Raw genomic sequence first — 18,392 nt, forward strand, 5'->3', positions numbered from 1 at the left:
ACTCTCCTTATATTCTATCTAAATCAATCATTACCTTTTCCTAGAACTGCTCAAGGAATCTTGTATCATTTTCATAAAGAAGTCTCATGTCATCGATCTCGTACTTGAGAAGTGTAACTCTCTCAAGACCGATACCAAATGCAAATCCTGAATAAACCTCAGGGTCAATACCACAATCCTTAAGTACCTTTGGATGAACCATTCCACATCCAAGGATCTCTATCCAGCCACTTCCCTTACATACACGACAACCCTTGCCGCCACACTTGAAGCAGCTTACATCAACCTCTGCCGATGGCTCTGTAAATGGGAAATGATGTGGTCTGAATTTAACCTTTGTTCCTTCGCCGAAGAACTCATTTGCCCACTGCTGCAATGTTCCCTTAAGGTCAGCCATTGTAATTCCCTTGTCGATTACAAGACCTTCAACCTGATGGAATGATGGTGAATGGGTTGCGTCAACCTCATCTGCTCTGAATACTCGTCCCGGTGAAAGTATTCTGATAGGAAGCTTGCCCTTCTCCATTATTCTTGCCTGTACAGGTGATGTCTGGGTTCTTAAAAGGATATCCTTTGTTACATAAAATGTGTCCTGCTCATCCTTTGCAGGGTGATTTGCAGGGATATTTAAAAGCTCGAAATTGTACTTATCGTACTCAACCTCAGGTCCTTCAACAATCTCATAACCCATACCTATGAATACTCTCTCAAGATCCTCAAGGGCGATCTGGTTTGGATGTCTGTGACCTATTACCTTCTTGACACCCGGAAGAGTAACGTCTATGGTCTCTCTCTTCATCTTCTCTGTACGAAGTTCGCGATTGATCTCCTTTGACTTAGCCTCCAGTGCTGACTCAATGGCTGCTCTTGCTTCATTTACGAACTGACCAACCTTTGGTCTGTCCTCAGGTGCTACATCCTTCATACCCTTTAATACCTGGGTAAGTTCACCCTTCTTTCCAAGAACTGCTACCTTTACATCATTGAGCAGTGTAAGTTCATGGGCATTTTCAATCTTTGAAAGTGCCTCGGCTTTGATAGCCTCCAATTTCTCTTTCATTGTAGTTCTCCTTTTTTATAATTTGCAAATATCAGTTGATTAAATAAAAAAAACCGTCCCTACATTAAAAACATAGGGACGGATATATTCCGCGATACCACCCTGATTCCGGACACCTGTTGACCCGCTTCATTAAAACCCGATCATCATCTGACATCCGACACTCATTAGCTGCTTAACGCGCACCTCACGTCAATCCCTACCAAGTGGCAATCTCTTCAGGACTGAATACTCAGATGTGAAATTAAAACATGTGCCGAACTTAGTTGGGCTCCCAGCCAATGGCCCATCCTCTCTGGAAGAAGCAGATGTTCTTTTGCATCGTCATAGTAGATTATTAAACTGTACTAATACAATATAGCACAATTCATTATTTAGTCAACCGGTTTTTTGAACTGCATTAACTATCATTTCATTTTCACGATCTCTACACCATTATAATAGTGTTTTATGATCTCATCGGCGGTGAAGCCTATGGCTGCAAGGCAGTTAGAACCGTTCTGGCTCATGCCAACGCCATGGCCGAAGCCGCCTCCCTTCACGGTAACATTTCCATTTTCATCCATGTCCACATAGAAAAAAGCGCTCGGAAGGTTGCTCCATCCTGTAAGGCCGGTTCCGTCCTGTTTGACTATACTAACATGCTTCGGAGACAAAACCGCCCTTATATTACTCTGCCCTGTAACCTTTATGGTATGCTCGGTGCCCTTTATGACAAGAGCCTGTACCATTCCGCTTTCGCTCCGCTCGGCAACCGTCACTCCCACAATATATCCCAGTGTGGCAAATGCCTGTGTGGCAGGCTGATATTCTCCCATACTGTCAAGAACGTAAAAGCTTCCAAGATTTCCCTGCATAACGTTGTACAGCACTTCATTTATGGTGTCTCCGATTTCACTGTTGGTATACTCCACCCTCCAACGGAAAAACGGTTCATTTTTTTCAACAGTATCGTATCTTCCGCCTGTATCTATAAAGCTTCTGAAATTCCCCTCATTTGTCAGGTCATAATCAGTGGCCAGAGTCTCCACGGCAGTCTCTATATTTGCATTTAGATATGCTCTTGCCTCCCCGCCCCACACCTCGCTGTTGGAGCAGGTGGTTCCGCAGGATGTAGAGAAATAAAATGTCTCTATGATCTCGCCATCGTAGGTTGCCACCTCGCTTCTGGTGGAATCAACTGCTGCTATGGAAGCCTCTGTTTCCGGGAAATTATTATATACCTGATAGACCGCAGTATCATCAAGATCTGCCCCATCGTCATCCGCTGCTCCTTTCTCAAGAAGACTGAGCACATAGCCTCTGGCACATATTGCCTGAGCCTTTAACGCCTCCATGCAGAAGGACTCCGGCACCTCGCTTGACACAACGGCATAGAGATACTGCTCCAGTGGCAGGATATTTATTATCTTGTATCCATAATCTGTTGAGTATATATGGAGAGTTCCACGATAAGACGGATTGCCGCCTGACTTATCTACGCTGTCAAGCTGCACCCTTCCCGACTCGTCATTTGGGGAAATATACATGTCCACACCATTTTCTATGCCGGCTGCCGCAAGCTCCATGGTCTCGCCGGACTCCATGTAACGGATACAGCTTCCATCATTTACGGAGCAGTCTCCCCCTGCTGTAAGCCTGACAAATGGGTGTGTCCTCCCACCGCCTGAGTATGTGATCGCCACAGCCACCTGCCGCTCATTTGCATAATCAAGGGGCGTATCCTCAGGCGCCCCTGTCGGAATTTTACCATCAGTTCCTGTAGTACCGTTGATAGGCGAGCTTCCTTGTTCACCGGCTGCATTGTCTGGTGATGAGCTTCCCGAAGCTCCGGTCTCCTTATCTCCCGTCTCATCATAGCTTACTATGTATACCATATTGTCGGCTTTGTTTTCCTTTGGTGTGTTTTTCTGTGCCAGATAGCTTCCAATGCTTGGAGCATATATGACACCGGTTATCATTAGTATGAGGATCAATAATGTGCCCATTATGTAGGGCTTTCTCCATTTCTTCATTCTCATACCCTTTCGATTTGAATATCCGTTTGTGTTTAAAATTGCAATCGAGTAGGCTTCTCCTACTCGATCCGTGCAATATATGTCATCTCGCCTATCGGCTCGATGAACATTGGCCTTCATATAGAAATTTATGCAAGCATAATTTCTGCATGAAGGCTTATTGCACAGCGATAAAACACGCTTTGCGAGTTTTATCCGCTGATTAGCAGTCGTCAAATGCAAACACGCAAGCGTGTTGCGCTTGACTCGTTGCTATAACAAAAAAGAAAAGCAGCAATAACTGCTGCTTTATCTTGTGTAAAAGTCTGAAATGCGTTCCTGCATTTTGAGTCCTAGCAACGCTAGGTGGGCAACCGCAATCCCAAATCTGCCTACCACCAACTAATACATGAGGCTTGACATCTCAGGTGATATATAAGAATCCCTTTTATTCAAATGTAGGTTCAAAATAACAAGAATCTTAATACATCTCAGAACATATATGTATTATACTATATGACTTTCGCAGCCGCAAGTAAAAAGTAAAATATCCGCAAAATATATCTCATAAAAATAGAGCAGCAACCATTTGAAATTGCCTGTTTGGTATGGTCAGCCCCATTCTAAATTTGCCTGCGCCGCTTGGCGCTTCCTACGGCAGGGGTTGCGTTATGTAACGATGTCACAGACATCATTACATAACGCAAAACGACCGGATATCTGGGGAGATATCCGGTCATAAAAATGAGGGGGGAAAGAGGATTCAATCCGACGATAAACATATGGTTTGTTTAACGTCAGTAAATATGAAAAACTCTACAATGCACATAATATCACTTAAAAATATAAAATCAAGGCTTTTAATCCTTTCTTAATTCATTTAAGAATTTGTTTATATTTACCCCTATTTTCCTGTGTTTTATCGATATAGATTTATCAATTATTTTAGAAATGGCCGCCGCCACCGCCATGACTTCCGCCGCCGCTGTGGCTTCCACCACCGCCGCCGCCACCGCTGCTCTCGCTGCTGATCTTGGTCTTTGTAACCTGCTTATGGGAGAATATATCCGACTGCTGGGTTATTCTCACTGCATCCTTGGCAACATATGTATTCTTGGAGGTAGTGTCCCTTGCTTCCTTCTTTGAGGCATTTGCAGCGTAAAATATAATAGTGATGATCAATGCAGCTCCTATGCCTATAAGGATCTTCACAAATCCCGGCAGACTTCCGCTCATTACACCTACCATGGCATCAGCTGACTCATTGATTATAACTTTTATTCCCTTAAGAGGATCATCCCTTAAATACTCGGCACCATCATTTACAATATCCTCTGCCTTGCTGTCTGATATCCTGTCCTGTGCACGACCTGAGGTACAGAGCCATATGTCACCCTGTCCCGGTATGTCTGACCACTTTATTGCAAGAACGATACTTGTTCCTGACTTTTCTCTATAACTTTCTCCTGTTACAGGCTCCCATTTTTCCCATCCGAACTTGTAGTAGTCACAGAACATCTCTGTGAGATATGTATTGTCCGAATTATCATAAACTCCTATATCGGAAAAGTCTGTATTCTCATTATAAGTAACAACGACGATATCCATACCATATTTTTCCTGGTATTTGTCTATCATATCCATCAACTCATCTGTTTCAGAGGATGAAAGCAATCCGTAGTAATCAAATACTCGTTCTGTGGTGCTGCACTCTGTATTCGTCCTTTCACCAAAGGAATTCACCTTACTTCTTGATATAAAGGCTACAATAAATGCTGCAATTCCGATTATAAATAAGACTATTACCGTAATTCTGTATTTCTTCATTTAAAACACCCCCAAGAACATCATTATTCCGCATATGGCGGTACTCAGGGCTGCAAATAAAATTCCTGACAAAGCAAATGCCCTTTTCTTACTTATAGGTGATGTTCCCACACATTTGCCGGTCTGACCGTTTACATAGAAGGTATAATTCTTACCATTGTAACGGTACTCGTAATTCCATATAGGAAGAAGTGCAGAACGTCCGCCCACAGGTCTGTTGTTATAATTGTAATGCTCCATTGTCAGGCTGTCGTACTGGGTAAGATCGCTTCTGATCCATCCCCGGGAATCCTCATTTGCCTTGGCTATGGCTCTGTCCTCTATCTCTGTCGCCGGCATATTACATGCCTCAGCCTCAAAGCCCGACAGATATTTGTTGTCATGTTCAACCAGATCATTGTAGTTGTACGGCTCTACCAGATCCATTGTCTCATCAGGCATGGCGATGGACGCGTCTGCCGGTATTCCTCTGTACATGATATCCATGCTTCTTCTTATATTGAAGAAGGAGGTCTCTGTATATCTGTAATCACCGCTGGTCCAGTGTCTGGTCCTGGTTCCCACACCTGTGTAATCCACTGTTGTGTCGTAATCATACATCCAGAACGGAATGTATAATCCCTTAAGCTGCTCCAGTGTCTTGGCTGACAAGAAGTCTGCCGGAAGAAACAGCTTCTGTCCAAATTCATTCTTAAGCTTATCCTCTGCCTGATATTTCGTGATCTTAAATGGTATGCTCACATTTATCTTATGTGGGGGACTTACCATCACATCATTAAGTACCCAGGTGCCACAGGCTCCACATCTTGCCGCAGAGCCGAAATTCCTGTATTCTATCGGAGAATTACAGTTAGGACACGCCATTGGCTCCTGTGACGGAACCATCTCCTGGCTTTCTATACTGTCACAGCTTGGGCATTTCATCTGCTTTGAAGCCGGATCGTACAGAACATTGCCGCCACAATTTTTACATCTGTAAATCATCTTTTTCCCTCCCAATCATTTCCTGAACGTCAGCCATTTCAAATTGCCTTCGGCAATGGGCTGACACTGCATGTCAATCACCATCCATTAGTATGTATCTTCATCCGTAAACATTCCGAACATATATCGACACACTTCTATGTAAGATTTTATATGTTTTTTGACCACCGGTCAAGCAAATGCCCTGTGTGCCGTTAAAAAAAATAAAATTCCCATCAAAAATCCAAAGTAAAATTAAAGTTTTCTAAAATCTGTAACACTTTTTTTCAAGGGGCATAGCATATACCATGAAGAAAAAAATGGAGGCTAGTATAAATGAGCGATTTATCAGCAACACAGTGCGGCAGAAACGGACTGTTCAACTTTGGCAATGGCGGTTCCGGATGTTCCTGCATTATTATCATTCTGCTTCTTCTCTGCTGCTGTGGCGGCAATTCATTTGGAAATGATTGTGGTTCAGGATGCGACTGCATCTGGATCATCCTTCTTCTCTGCTGCTGCTGCGGTAACGGCAACAACAACGGCTGTGGTTGTGACTGCGGATGCTGCTAAGGCATCCAACTGATCCGGCAACCACATCAGACGCTTCAAAGTCCGGGGAATAAGCTTCTCCGGACAGATACCAGTACATGCGTAGAAGTCCCGGAGCCAATCCCCTTCTACGCATTTTATGTTAGTGTTCTTATTTTCTCCCTTTTTTCATATATTTTATTAACACAAATTGCCGTTTCCCATTTAAGCGGAACAGCAGCCATATGGGAGGGATCACAATGCTTCGCAGACCATTTTCACATCCGCTGGATATATTTATTCAGGACGACAGCCTGTTTATGATGGAAGCTATGCTCCCTTTTCTGGATCCACAGATCATGAAACCTATGGCCATATACATAAAATTCGCGGAAATGATGATCATTCTTAACAACATAAACAATCAGGATTATATGAGGCGCTGCCGCTTCCACAAGGACATAAATAACTACGATGCAGTGATCTCCTCCCTTAAGGACATGGGCATGGCCGAGGATATTGAACAGGCAATGCGGATGAAGTCCGCCATGGACATGATGCAGCACATGAACAACACACACAATCAGACTAACGAGCCATATAAAGATGATCAATATGATACCGGACAACATGATAGCAAGCAGTATGAAAATGATCAATATGATACCGCCGCCGAAGATATCCCGGAAGAGAATAATTATGACAGTTCCCAAAATGAAGGCGGCTCAGTCTTTGAAAATATCATGGATATCCTGAATGATTATGACAGAGAACATCCATCACCAGACTAAATATTATGTAAGGAGCTTATATGCGTAACTTTGAAAATGATCCACGGCTTAAGAATATGTCTCCTATAAAGCGTGCAATAATAGGAGAGATCATGACAGGCAGGTCAAACGCTTCAATGGAGACCATGCTGCCTGAGATAATGAAGATCAATAATGAGTTGAATAAACGTAAGCTGTCATTTACCAGAGAAGAATCCCAGCTCATCATTGATATTATGATGGAGAACGCCTCCCCTGCCGAGAAGCAGAAGATACAGATGTTAAAGTCATTTTTATAAAACATGCTAATACAGACATACACATCTTTACCCGTTGTTATTGCACCAACTATAAAACAAAATAATAAACACATAACAAAATCCCCACGAGCTGAAGCTGCTGCCTCATTCCGTGGGGATTTACTGTATTTGAAATATTCACTTACACCACCGCTGCCCGGTCGCAGCCTTCCGGTTCCTGTGATATCTCTTTTTAACCTATAACCTTACCCTTTAATATATTGTAGGTCTTTCCGTTTAATGTTATCTTTCCGGTAAAGCCCGACTGCATTCTTCCGCCCTTAACGTAGAAGGATGAATTGCCATACTTAACTATTCCTGCAAATGATGAATTCATCTTACCATTTACAACATAGTACCATACACCTGTTGAGTGTCTTGCAAGACCTGTGTAGCCGGTCATTGCCTTACCCTTTTCGATATAGTACCATGCACCTGAGGTGTGCTTCGCCATTCCTTTGTAGGTGGACCGGAGCTTGCCTCCCTTTATGTACCAGAAGCTTCCGTTATGCTTTACAAGTCCTTCGAACTTATCCTGCATTCTTCCGGATACGATATAGTACCAGCTTCCTGAGGTATGTCTGTAGAGGCCGTTATATTTTTGCTGCATTATACCCTTTTCGATCACATACCATGCACCGTTTGTCTTGATGAGACCTGATACATTTGTAGCGATCTTGTCATTTACATAGTAGTACCACACGCCATTTTCCTTGTAGAGACCATTCTTCACGGTGTTCTTGTTTCTGGTGGTGTACTGGTTCATAAGCCATCTTCCTGCCTCTGAAAGCTTTGATGTGGACAGTGGCAGTGTTGTTCCTGAATAGAACATCGCTGAGCTTTCGTTCTTTCCTGAGAAGCTCCACATGAAATAGCTTATGCCCACTGAGTCAAAGTAGTCAAGCCACCTGGCACCCATAGAAGTATTCAGTCCGCCATTTCCATCTGCTGCCGACACGCCAAATTCAGTACACATCATCGGAATCTTTCCATTTGCAGCCTTTACTTTATTGATGTAATCGTCCCCATGGGTTGCCGCGTAGAAATGAATGGTGTACATTACATTTGTTGCAAGGGCCGAGCCTCTTCCGCCGATATCACTGTTCTTAAGAGGACTTCCCGCAACCACATCAACATCCTGGGACCAGTTTGGTGTTCCAACGATTATGATAGCGTCTGAGTCATACTTTCTTATGATGGGAATGATCTTCCTGGCATATGTCTTAATATCATTCCATGTAGTTCCGTTACATGGCTCATTACATATCTCGTATATTACATTTGTCTTGTCTTTGTACTTCTGTGCCATCTTGGTGAAGAAGCTCTCTGCGTAGGACTGATACTTAAGGGGATTGGCATCGTTTAATACATGCCAGTCGATTATACAGTACATCCCAAGGCTTGAAGCATAGTTCACGCCATTGTCTATCCTCTGCTCAAGGGTCTTTCTTATCTGATCTGCCGACTCCCACTGGGTTGCCTGTCCCGGATCTGCATATCCGTAGTACTCTGTTGTATAGCATGCAAGCCTTACTGCATTTGCTCCCAGGGTATCTCTTGCGAACCGGAAGGCATCCTTATCTATAAACGGATATCCCACATCCCAGTTTATTCCATGGGTGCTTACACCCCGGAGTGTGAAGGGGTTGCCATGTGAATCCGTAAGCTTTAATGTGGACGAATCAACATGCAGCTTTCCGTGGTCTGCAAGGGGTGTTGACTCTGTCTGACTGTAGGCTGCCACCTCTGTCTCCTGTCCGTAGGCACTGCCATCGTTATCCTTTTCCGCCGCTGCAGATGTACTTCCTGCCCCGGCAAATACTGTAGCTGAGAGCATTGCAAATGCTGCCACCGCAGCCACAAGCTTCTTAGCCCCTTTTACTAATCTGTTCCTCATTCTTTGTAACCTCCCTTTTTTTACATCAAAGTCATTTAAAACTGACTTGATCATCCTTCATGATGTACATCAGATAATGAACATGATCACTATTTTGTTCACCTCTGATATCTGTAAGAAACTATTAAAATCTTACCATAAAATAAGCCGCTATGGAATATTAAATATACTCCATAACGGCTCATCAGGCTTTTATTTTTACTTCATTACAATATTTACAATTCTTCCCGGAACATAGATTTCCTTTACGATATTTCCTGTAAGCTTGTCAGCTATAGCTTCCTTAGCCTTAGCAATTACCTGATCCTTTGGATCGTCCTTGCCGATAACAAGAGCAGACTTCATCTTGCCATTGATCTGAACAGCAATCTCGACTGTTGACTCAACAGTCTTACTCTCATCGTACACAGGCCATGTGTGCTGATAGATAAATCCGTCAAATCCAACAATGCTCCAGATCTCCTCGGTAATGTGCGGTGCTACCGGATTTAAGAGTACAAGAAGAGTCTTAAGCTCACCCTTTGTGATCTGGTTCTTCTTGTAGAAGTCATTTAAGAGAGCCATCATAGCTGCAATAGCTGTGTTGTACTTGAGGTTCTCGAAATCTGATGAAACCTTCTTGATGGTCTGGTGCATCTTTGTCTCCATATCCTTGGAGTACTCATCACCATCCACAAGAATATCCTGAAGCTTCCATACTCTGTCAAGGAATCTTCTACAGCCCTTAACGCCATCCTCTGACCATGAAGCAGAGAGATCGAAGGCACCGATGAACATCTCGTAGGTACGGAGTGTATCTGCACCGTAAACATTTACAATATCATCAGGATTTACTACATTTCCTCTTGACTTACTCATCTTCTCGCCGTTCTCACCAAGGATCATACCGTGAGAAGTTCTCTTCTGATATGGTTCCGGAGTAGGTACAACCCCCTGATCATACAGGAACTTGTGCCAGAATCTTGAGTAGAGAAGGTGGAGTGTTGTATGCTCCATACCACCATTGTACCAGTCTACAGGGAGCCAGTACTTAAGAGCTTCAGGGCTTGCAAGAGCCTTGTCATTCTTAGGATCTGTATATCTTAAGAAGTACCATGATGAACCTGCCCACTGAGGCATTGTATCTGTCTCTCTCTTAGCAGGACCGCCACAGCATGGACACTTGACATTTACCCAGTCAGTCATGGCTGCCAGTGGTGACTCGCCGTTGTCTGTAGGCTCATAGCTCTCAACCTCAGGTAAGAGAAGCGGAAGCTCCTCCTCCTTAAGCGGAACATAACCACACTTGTCACAATGTATTATAGGAATAGGCTCGCCCCAGTATCTCTGACGTGAGAATACCCAGTCACGAAGCTTATAATTAACCTTTGCAGCACCGATTCCCTTCTCCTCAAGGAAACTGATCATCTTTTCCTTGGCATCCTTTACCTCAAGTCCGTTAAGGAAGCCTGAGTTGACAAGAACACCTGTAGCAACATCTGTAAATGCTGCTTCATTTACATCAACCTCTTCACCGTTCTTGGCTACGACCTGAATAATAGGAAGGTTGAATTTCTTTGCAAATTCCCAGTCTCTCTCATCATGGGCAGGAACCGCCATGATGGCACCTGTACCGTATGACATAAGCACATAATCTGAAACCCAGATCGGTACTTCCTTGCCATTTACAGGATTGATGGCTGTAAGTCCGTCTATCTGTACACCTGTCTTATCCTTTGCCAGCTCTGATCTCTCAAAATCCGACTTTCTTGCTGCCTGCTCACGATACTTGGCAATAGCATCCCAGTTAGCAATCTCATCCTTATACTTGTCAAGTATCGGATGCTCCGGTGAAACAACCATGTATGTTACTCCGAAGAGTGTATCACATCTTGTGGTATATATACGGAGCTTGTCTTCCTTTCCCTTTACTGAAAAGTCAACCTCTGCTCCTGTTGAACGTCCTATCCAGTTCTTCTGTGAAACCTTTACTCTCTCAATGTAATCTACAGAATCAAGACCATCGATGAGCTTGTCTGCATACTCTGTGATCTTAAGCATCCACTCTGACTTAACCTTACGGACTACAGGTGAACCGCAACGCTCACAGACACCATTTACAACTTCCTCGTTTGCAAGTCCTACCTTACATGAAGTACACCAGTTGATTGGCATCTCCTTCTTGTACGCAAGTCCGGCATTGAATAACTTAAGGAATATCCACTGTGTCCAGTGATAATATCCCGGATCTGTTGTATTTATCTCTCTATCCCAGTCAAATGAATATCCAAGAGAATGAAGCTGCTGCTTAAATCTTGCAACATTATTCTTGGTTACTTCCTTTGGATGGATATGATTCTTGATAGCATAATTCTCTGTAGGAAGACCGAAAGCATCCCAGCCCATAGGATAAAGTACATTATATCCCTGCATTCTTCTTTTTCTTGCAACTATATCAAGTGCTGTATATGGTCTTGGATGACCTACATGAAGTCCCTGTCCTGATGGGTATGGGAACTCAACCAATGCATAGTACTTTGGCTTGGTATAATCATTTGTTGCAGCAAATGCCTTGTTATCATCCCAGATCTGCTGCCATTTTTTCTCAACAACTTTATGATTGTATGTTGCTGCCATTTTTCTAGTGCCTCCTTATTTGTATATTACCGGCTTCATTGATCAAGACGGCATTATCGTCAGTATTTTATCATATTTGCTATCATTGTCAAATATCTTTTATCATACTCTTATAATCACTTTCATTTAGCTTTTGCAAGCATTTCCTTAAGCTCATCAACAGAAAAACTATATTTTGACTTGCAGAAGCTGCAGCATACCTCGATAGGCTTATCCTCTGCCACCATGGCTGCGATCTCTTTTCTTCCGAGACTCATGACTCCACGGTAGTATCTCTCCTTGCTGCAGTTGCAGTGCCACTTTGCAGGGATCTCGTCTGTTACCTCCACGTCATAGCCATCAAATATCTCCTTAACTATGTCAAGTGGAGTCTGTCCCTTGTCAAGGCATGAGGTGATTGATGTGAACTCCCCAAGTCTCTTCTCCAGCATGTCTATAACCTCATCACTGGCAAATGGCATAAGCTGGATTATAAATCCTCCTGCCTGCTTAACTGTGTTGTCCCTGTTCATAAGAACTCCCAGGGCAACTGATGTAGGTATCTGCTCTGAGGTTGCAAAATAATATGTCAGATCCTCTGCTATCTCTCCTGACACAAGCTGCGTCTGTCCGCAATAGGGCTCCTTTAAGCCGATATCCTTTATAACGGAAAGGACACCCAGATCCAGTGCTTTAGCCACATCCAGCTTTCCCTTGTCATTTGCAGGGATTATCACGTCAGGATTATTCACATATCCCTTTACGTTACAATGGGCGTCCGCCGTCACTGTAAGTCCTCCTATAGGACCGCTGCACTGTATCTGCAATGTGAGCATATCCGAATCATTCTTACACTGGGCACCCATAAGTGCTCCGGCAGTAAGCAGACGTCCAAGGGCTGCTGTAGCCACAGGACTTGTGTTGCTTATACTCCTTGCTGTCTCAACAATGTCTCTTGTGGTGGCTGCGAAAAATCTCACCTGATTATTTGCCGCCATTCCTCTTATTATATAGTCACTCATTATATGTTCCTCCGATTTTTTATTAACCCTGACACAATACCTGAGCCTATTTCTCTGTTTTTATCAATATTTCCAACTCCTTGCCTTTAACAGTAGAATTTGTTGCTCTGCTTTGTCTCTCTTGCAATAACATATACTCTCTCGCTGTCATGGGTTGCCGGTTCATGGGTAAATGCATCATACATGGCAACAAGCTCCATACCGGACTCCTCCACACATTTTTTCATTTCCTCAATATCAAGGCCTATCTGATAATGGTATTCCTGATACTTTCTGTATATTGCTCCACCGTCTGCACCGGTATAATCATCACTGCCGCAGCCTTTTTCTGCTTTTTCCTCACCCGCCGCGGTTCTTTTAAGAACATCTTCTCTTACAAAAAGGCTCAGTGCCAGCTCATTTATATTCTGCTCTTCATCATAGTAATTGTCCCAGATGAAGCTGATGTCGTCTCTGTCCTCTGCGATCACGGACTCACCTACCACATCCCGGAAGTAATGCCTGGTCTTAAAATCACAGATGAAGATGCTGCCTGCCTCAAGATAATTATTTGCCAGGCGGAATACCTCGGTGATTCCTGCCTTGTCCGTAACATAATTGATACTGTCGCAGACACATATTATGGCATTCACTGTTCCGAAGAGTTCAAATTCCTCCATATCCTGCAGAAGGTACAGTATGCTGTCATTTCCGTGAAGCTGCTTCTTTTCATTTGCCACCTCAAGCATATCCTCTGAGTTGTCGATACCTATCATGTCATAGCCTGCATCACTCAACAGCTCAGTTATATTGCCTGTGCCACAGCCAAGCTCTGCCACCAGACCATTCTCTATACCATATTCCTTTAAAAGTCCCAGAATGTAGTCTGCCCACTCCCTGTAGGGAATGTTGTCCATAAGCTCGTCATACACCCTGGCAAAACTATTGTAGCAATCCATATATCTCTCCATGTCTGATCATCATTTATGTCCCGGCTGCTTACTTGCCGTATCCCAGAACACCTATCTTGTCTCCATCTTCAAATCCATCATACCAGCACTGGCTTGTACCATTTTCCATAACAACATATATCTTGCTGTAGATTCCACCAAAAGTATAGTTTGGATAATTATCCGACACATCTGATACAGCACCGTTGCTGGCAGTAAATGAACCTGTGTATGTGCTTCCACCAGCCTCAAGGCTGGCACTTACAGTACCATCAAAAAGTCCATTCACAAGATTTCCTGTATAATAGCATGTATATGCCTCTCCACCGCCATCACTGATAGCACATTCTATTGTCTTTCCTGCACCATTTGGATCTCCGCCTGACCATGAGCCCTCATATGCCCTGTAGGTGCTGTCGCCTGTTGACACAAAGCAGTTTCCCTCTCCGGATCTTTCACCATTTTCAAAGGATCCATAATAGAAATAGTATCCGTCATCTAACCTGCACAGAGCCACGGCTGTTCCTGTATAGTCTGTAGTATCCTCGTCATCTGCGTATATATACTGGTCACCCTGCATTGTACTATATATGAGCTCTGCGCCTTCACTGTTATCTATAGAAAGCATTGACTCATAATCCCTGTCTGCCATATAGCTCTCAGCATTCTCCATGGTCTCCTTGATCATTGCCTGATTTTTCCTGAAGGTCTCTATCTGGCTTTCATATATATCATAATCTACACCTGTGACCACATCCCTGTACCTGTCTATAAATGCCTCAGCTCCGTCATAGTCGCCATTGTTGATCATGCCCTCTAATGCATCTCTAACACAGCCTGCTCTGTTGTCAAGGGCATCCTTGTTGTCCGGTGCCAGTGCCAGTGCCTTATTATACACTTCAATTCTTGCATCATAATCAGTGTATGTAACATAGTCGTCAGCGTTCTTTATATAGGCAACAACAAGTTCATCCCTTATGGCATCAGAGCCAATTATATCGTAGCCTTCCTCAACTATGGTTACATATTCATCACTACCCTCTTCGTACATATCCCCTGCCTTAGCATAGAACTCGTCAAGCTGTTCGCCTCTGCTCTTGACATCCTTCTCGCTGTACTTCTTTATCTCTTCCCTGAACTTAGCGTACTGTGCCTTAGCGTCCTCATTCTTTTTCGCCTTTATAAGAGCATCCATGCAGCCATTTACAGCTTCCATGTTCTTGTCGTCTATATCGAGAGCATCTCTGTAGTACTTCTCTGCATCATCATATCGCTGCTCCTTCATGGCCTTCTTGGCATTTTCCATAGCTCTGTCAAGTCTCTTCTCCGGCGTGAAGAACATGAAATAAGCACCTGCTGCCGCAGCAAGAAGCAGAACCACCACCACAAGAGTGACGATAAGGCCTGTCTTCTTATGGGACTTTCCTCCATTACCATTGTTTACTGAAGCCTTCAAAGCCTTCCCTGCAGCTTTCTTTTCTGCCTTGGAAGCCTTTTTCCCTTCCCCGGATTTTCCTGCTTCCGGGTAATTTTGTGCATTAAAATTATCCGGTGTGCCGAAATCGTTCCGGCTGCCGAAATTATCCGGAGCACCGTATCCCGGCTGCCCTGCGAATCCCTTCTGCGGATCATTGTAGTTGTTATAGCCTTGATTACCATAATAATTATTGTAGCCATTTGCTGCACCATTATATCCGCCGCCCGGATAACCACCATTTTGTGCACCGTAACCTGTCTGCGCACCATAATTATTCTGGTTCATGAAACCCTCAGTCTGATTGCCATAATTGCTCTGGTTCATAAAGCCCTCAGTCTGATTGCCATAATTGCTCTGGTTCATAAAACCCTCAGTCTGATTGCCATAATTGCTCTGGTTCATAAAGCCCTCAGTCTGATTGCCATAATTGCTCTGGTTCACAAAACCACTGTTCTGTGTCCCATAACCGCTCTGACCTGCAAATCCTTCATTCATGTCTGCCAGGTTTACGCTGTACTGGTTCACAGTTGTTCCGGTGTTGCCATTATTGCTATTATTACTATTATTGTTATTATTCATTCCTGCTGTAAGTACGGTAGTGGAATCCTCGCCGTCATATTCAGCAGTTCCATTATTCTCGTCATCGTATCCCATCCGGTGGTCCTCCTTGTGATTTCTCGACCTTAAACATCAACCTTCATTATATCGTATTTCTCTTCTGTTGAAAATGAAAAAACAAATATATTAGGGAAATGTTTGCAGGAATTACAATTAATATTCAATTTTTTGTTCATTATAATAATTGAAATGATAATTTCACTGTGCTAGAATTGAAGCGTTGTGAAAAAATAAATTTTTTTTGAAAGAGAAAAAGGTGCATAATTATGAAAATCACCAGAGATGATGTTAGAAATGTTGCCATTATCGCCCATGTAGATCATGGCAAGACAACATTAGTTGATGAGCTTTTAAAACAGAGTGGAGTATTCCGTGACAACCAGGAGGTTGCAGAACGAGTAATGGACTCCAATGATATCGAGCGTGAAAGAGGTATCACTATCCTTTCCAAGAACACAGCCGTAACCTACGGCAACACAAAGATCAATATTATCGATACTCCGGGACATGCCGACTTCGGTGGCGAGGTTGAGCGAGTTCTCAAGATGGTAAATGGTGTTATCCTTGTGGTAGACGCTTTTGAGGGTGCAATGCCTCAGACAAAGTTCGTTCTTAAGAAGGCACTGGAGCTTAATCTCTCAGTTATTGTCTGCGTCAACAAGTGTGACCGTCCAGAGGCAAGACCAGCAGAGGTTGTTGACGAGGTACTTGAGCTTCTTCTTGAGCTTGATGCAAATGACGAACAGCTTGACTGCCCATTTGTATTTGCCTCAGCAAAGACAGGTGTTGCAAGCCTTGACATGAATGAGCCGGGAACAGACATGAAACCGCTCTTCGATACTATAATTGATTATATCCCTGCTCCTACCGGTGATCCGGACGCCGGCGTACAGATGCTTGTAAGCACAATAGATTACAACGAGTATGTGGGAAGAATAGGTGTAGGTAAGGTAGATAACGGAGTTCTCCGTATAAATGAGGACCTTGTAATTGTAAATGAGCACGATCCTGACAAGCTGGTAAAGGTTAAGATCGGTAAGCTCTTCGAGTATGAAGGTCTTGACAAGGTAGAGGTCAAGGAAGCACAGATCGGTTCTATCGTAGCTGTATCCGGTATTGCAGATGTGCAGATCGGTGATACACTCTGTTCTCCAGAAAACCCTGATCCAATCCCATTCCAGAAGATATCTGAGCCAACCATCGCCATGACCTTCATGGTAAATGACTCCCCTCTTGCAGGAAAGGATGGTAAGTTCGTTACATCAAGACATCTTCGTGAAAGACTGTTCCGTGAGTTAAACACTGATGTCAGCCTTCGTGTTGAAGAAACAGAAACTACAGAAGCATTTAAGGTAAGCGGCCGTGGCGAGCTTCACCTGTCAGTCCTCATTGAGAACATGCGTCGTGAGGGATATGAATTTGCCGTTAGTAAGGCTGAGGTTATCTACAAGGAAGACGAAAGAGGCAAGAAGCTTGAGCCGTTTGAGATCGCATATATTGATGTGCCGGATGAGTTTTGCGGTACGGTCATCAGCATGTTGAACCTTAGAAAGGGCGAACTCCAGGGAATGGCTCCTACAGGAAACGGCACAACAAAGCTTGAATTCCTTGTTCCGTCAAGAGGTCTTATCGGTTTCCGTGGTGATTTCATGACTGCCACAAAGGGAAATGGTATCATCAACACAATATTTGATGATTATATGCCATACAAGGGTGATATGAGCTACCGTCAGAAGGGATCACTTATCGCATTCGAGTCAGGAACCTCTATCACATACGGTCTCTTCAATGCCCAGGAGCGTGGTACTCTCTTCATCGGACCGGGTGAGGAAGTATACGCAGGAATGGTTGTAGGTGAGAACCCTCGTGCCGAGGACATCGAGGTAAATGTATGTAAGAAGAAGCAGCTTACAAATACACGAGCTTCAGGATCAGACGACGCATTGAAGTTATCTCCTCCTAAGATCATGTCTCTTGAGCAGGCTCTTGACTTCATTGATACAGATGAGCTTCTTGAGATCACACCAAAGACCTTCAGAATCAGAAAGAAGATCCTTGATCATACTGCCCGTTACAGAGCAAACAGAAAGTAAGATCAACTTGATTTAGATATATTAAAAATACAGATATAGAAAAAGCATAAGGCATACAGGTACTACTCGATCCTGTATGCCTTATGTTCTTTCGAAAACATCTACACAAATCCCTTAATGCATAAATATTTTCTCCTGTTTGAAATTGAATACAAATGCCTACTCTTCTTCAAGAGTCTTTCTTACACAGTCAGGCATCTCAACCTCGCCCCACTTAATGTTTGAGCCTGTAAGGTTCATAACATCACCAATGATGTCTTCAAGAACATCACTAACAACCTTTACTGCCTTGATCTTTGTCTCGTTCTTCATGG

Annotated in this window: 14 protein-coding genes; 4 read left to right on the forward strand and 10 right to left on the reverse strand. The window is 43.5% G+C overall.

Annotation, left to right across the window (positions count from 1 at the left end; genetic code table 11):
* Positions 1-40: 40 nt before the first annotated feature.
* The 4 genes from pheS to DXB54_RS09455 form a co-directional block, all read right to left on the reverse strand.
* Positions 41-1,060 carry a phenylalanine--tRNA ligase subunit alpha gene (gene pheS / locus DXB54_RS09440; RefSeq protein ID WP_021938279.1) on the reverse strand — a complete coding sequence of 340 codons (1,020 nt, stop codon included), beginning with the start codon at positions 1,058-1,060 and terminating at the stop codon, positions 41-43.
* 407 nt (positions 1,061-1,467) lie between these two features.
* Positions 1,468-3,075, reverse strand: coding sequence for a SpoIID/LytB domain-containing protein (locus DXB54_RS09445; protein WP_158578226.1), 1,608 nt, complete (start codon positions 3,073-3,075; stop codon positions 1,468-1,470).
* Positions 3,076-4,002: 927 nt separating this feature from the next.
* Positions 4,003-4,884: a TPM domain-containing protein gene (locus DXB54_RS09450; protein ID WP_118695037.1), complete on the reverse strand. Its 882-nt coding sequence runs from the start codon at positions 4,882-4,884 to the stop codon at positions 4,003-4,005.
* Positions 4,885-5,868 (reverse strand): hypothetical protein, encoded by a 984-nt coding sequence (locus DXB54_RS09455; RefSeq protein WP_118695038.1) that lies wholly within the window; start codon positions 5,866-5,868, stop codon positions 4,885-4,887. It abuts the gene before it with no gap.
* Between the two features lie 315 nt (positions 5,869-6,183).
* Here DXB54_RS09455 and DXB54_RS09460 point away from each other — a divergent pair, with 315 nt between their 5' ends.
* From DXB54_RS09460 to DXB54_RS09470, 3 genes are all read left to right on the forward strand, one after another.
* Complete coding sequence (locus tag DXB54_RS09460) at positions 6,184-6,420, forward strand: hypothetical protein (protein WP_021937491.1); 237 nt, start codon at positions 6,184-6,186, stop codon at positions 6,418-6,420.
* A 218-nt stretch (positions 6,421-6,638) separates the two neighbouring features.
* A complete protein-coding gene (locus tag DXB54_RS09465) occupies positions 6,639-7,169 on the forward strand; it encodes a hypothetical protein (RefSeq protein WP_118695039.1) in 531 nt (176 codons plus the stop codon).
* Between the two features lie 20 nt (positions 7,170-7,189).
* Positions 7,190-7,447 (forward strand): hypothetical protein, encoded by a 258-nt coding sequence (locus DXB54_RS09470; RefSeq protein WP_118695040.1) that lies wholly within the window; start codon positions 7,190-7,192, stop codon positions 7,445-7,447.
* Positions 7,448-7,640: 193 nt separating this feature from the next.
* On the opposite strand, the gene DXB54_RS09475 is transcribed toward DXB54_RS09470, so the two are convergent.
* The 5 genes from DXB54_RS09475 to DXB54_RS09495 all read right to left on the reverse strand — a co-directional run bounded on the left by DXB54_RS09475 (position 7,641) and on the right by DXB54_RS09495 (position 16,021).
* Positions 7,641-9,344 (reverse strand): glycoside hydrolase family 5 protein, encoded by a 1,704-nt coding sequence (locus DXB54_RS09475; protein WP_158578227.1) that lies wholly within the window; start codon positions 9,342-9,344, stop codon positions 7,641-7,643.
* Positions 9,345-9,542: 198 nt separating this feature from the next.
* Positions 9,543-11,960 (reverse strand): leucine--tRNA ligase, encoded by a 2,418-nt coding sequence (leuS, locus tag DXB54_RS09480; RefSeq protein WP_118695042.1) that lies wholly within the window; start codon positions 11,958-11,960, stop codon positions 9,543-9,545.
* Positions 11,961-12,082: 122 nt separating this feature from the next.
* The gene (gene hslO / locus DXB54_RS09485; RefSeq protein ID WP_118695043.1) at positions 12,083-12,961 is read right to left on the reverse strand and encodes an Hsp33 family molecular chaperone HslO; all 879 of its coding nucleotides are present in this window, start codon (positions 12,959-12,961) and stop codon (positions 12,083-12,085) included.
* Between the two features lie 86 nt (positions 12,962-13,047).
* The gene (locus tag DXB54_RS09490; protein WP_118695044.1) at positions 13,048-13,899 is read right to left on the reverse strand and encodes a class I SAM-dependent DNA methyltransferase; all 852 of its coding nucleotides are present in this window, start codon (positions 13,897-13,899) and stop codon (positions 13,048-13,050) included.
* Between the two features lie 40 nt (positions 13,900-13,939).
* A complete protein-coding gene (locus tag DXB54_RS09495) occupies positions 13,940-16,021 on the reverse strand; it encodes a tetratricopeptide repeat protein (protein WP_118695045.1) in 2,082 nt (693 codons plus the stop codon).
* Positions 16,022-16,251: 230 nt separating this feature from the next.
* On the opposite strand from DXB54_RS09495, the gene typA reads away from it, so the two are divergent.
* Positions 16,252-18,078 (forward strand): translational GTPase TypA, encoded by a 1,827-nt coding sequence (gene typA / locus DXB54_RS09500; protein ID WP_118695046.1) that lies wholly within the window; start codon positions 16,252-16,254, stop codon positions 18,076-18,078.
* A 159-nt stretch (positions 18,079-18,237) separates the two neighbouring features.
* Here typA and DXB54_RS11890 read toward each other — a convergent pair whose 3' ends face one another.
* Positions 18,238-18,390, reverse strand: coding sequence for a hypothetical protein (locus DXB54_RS11890; protein WP_021937482.1), 153 nt, complete (start codon positions 18,388-18,390; stop codon positions 18,238-18,240).
* Between the last annotated feature and the right edge of the window lie 2 nt (positions 18,391-18,392).

The organism is Coprococcus sp. OM04-5BH (assembly GCF_003482105.1).
GTDB lineage: Bacteria > Bacillota > Clostridia > Lachnospirales > Lachnospiraceae > Coprococcus.